Raw genomic sequence first — 1742 nt, 5'->3', positions numbered from 1 at the left:
GGCCACCGCAGCTACTCGCGCACCAACGCCTATTTCACGCAAGAAGACCTGACCCTGTCCGAGACCGATCCCAGACGCCGGTTCTTTGACAGATCGAATGCGTTCATCCCGGCTGATAACTTTCATGCAGATGTAGCCTTGCGAACCATCGTCGACAGCGAAGGGTTCGACACGTTCATTCGTGAATGTCTTCAGGAACCCGAAGACCGCTTCTTCCGCTATGCCGACCCGCTGGCCGATGTGATCGTGAACGCGGCCTGGGAGGGCAATGGGTTCCCCTGGCACTTCGATACCAACAATTTCACCGTCACGCTGGCGCTGCAGAACGCTGAGAGTGGCGGTGCCTTTGAATACGCCCCGATGATAAGAACCAGCGAGGACGAGAATTTTGACGAGGTTTCCAAGGCCCTCGACGGCACTTCCGACAAAGTGATTTCGCTAAAGCTCGAACCCGGCGATCTGCAGCTGTTCAAAGGACGCTACTCGTTGCATCGTGTCGCACCCCTGGAAGGCGCGACACCCCGCTACGTGGCCATTCTCTCCTACGCGCAGGAGCCGGGCATGGTGGGCAGCGTGGAGCGCACCCGGCAGCTCTATGGAAGAACACTTCCCATCCACCACGAGCGCGCGGGCCAGCGGGCAGACGCCCTGATTGACTGACTGACTGTCTGAACCAACCTGCGGCACTGCGGCGCTGCCAAACAGCAGTCGTGTTCGGAAACCTGTCCGGCTTGTAAGCCGACATCGGAGCGGCCTGCGGTATCAGTCAAACCGCGCTCAATTCTGCCGTTTCCAGCGCCAGACCTTACCAAACCCTGAACGCGTTCATAACCCATTGATTTTACTCACTCGGATTCTTGACCCACCGCGGGTCACGGCGGGTGCCTGCCTCAGCGCCCGGCAGGCTTCTCCCTCGACGCCGGGTGAAGAGAGACCGTTCAGCGCCCGGAGTGGACCTGGGGTTCAGACCTTCAGGGTGGCCGACAATTCCTTTCACCCAGACCGACGCGGCGTTCCAAATACAGAAACGCCCGAAGGTTTCCCTCCGGGCGTCCCATCATCTGAAGCCTCGATCAGAAGCCCGACTTGATCAGCTCGAACTCTTCCAGCATGCGGTCGCGCACTTCGGTCGGGATCGGCACCTGCGGCAGCAGGGTGCCTTCGATCGGGCTGACATCCGCGGCCACCAGAGCCTCCGCCGGAATCTGCGACAGCGCCGCGTCATTGGCGTGGGCATAGCCGAAGGTATCCAGCATCACCTGCGCCGAGGACGGGGCGATGAACGAGTTCACGTAGTCATAAAGCTTGTCCTCGCTGCCGGGGGCGTCCTTCATGTTCACAAGGCCGCAGAACCAGGTCGTGACACCTTCGGCCGGCGTGCGCTGGAAGCCCACGGGGAAGCCTTCGGAGCGCAAGAGCGCCACGGCGTCGTTCCAGGACCAGGCCACCTGCACCTCGCCCGTCGCCATCAGCTGGGTCAGTTCCGACGGATCGGACCAGTAGGCCCGCACGTTCGGGTGGACCTGACGCAGCCAGTCGGCGGCGGCGGTGAACTGCTCGTCCGTCACGGCCGTCCAGTCGGTGACACCGGTGGCCAGCAGTGCAAGGCTCCAGACGTCATCGGTGTTGTCCGGGAGCGAGATGCGCCCGGCATATTTCGGGTCGAGGAACACCGCGAGCGAGGCCACGTCCTCCACCGGCACGGTTTCGGTGTTGTAGGCGATCGCGGTGAAGGCATAGTC

At 62.1% G+C, this 1742-nt stretch carries 2 protein-coding genes; one reads left to right on the top strand and one right to left on the bottom strand.

Features of this window, described 5'->3' with window-relative positions; genetic code table 11:
* Positions 1-660 (top strand): HalD/BesD family halogenase (locus ACRCSW_RS08340; protein ID WP_438704160.1); only part of this gene is annotated, 660 nt, incomplete at its 5' end.
* Between the two features lie 413 nt (positions 661-1073).
* On the opposite strand, the gene ACRCSW_RS08335 is transcribed toward ACRCSW_RS08340, so the two are convergent.
* On the bottom strand, positions 1074-1742 hold a 669-nt coding region (locus ACRCSW_RS08335; RefSeq protein WP_438704158.1), incomplete at its 5' end, for an extracellular solute-binding protein.

Source organism: Tabrizicola sp., from assembly GCF_051645465.1.
GTDB lineage: Bacteria > Pseudomonadota > Alphaproteobacteria > Rhodobacterales > Rhodobacteraceae > Tabrizicola.
The sequence above is the reverse complement of the archived record's forward strand: the minus strand, read 5'-3'. Positions and strand labels throughout refer to the sequence as shown.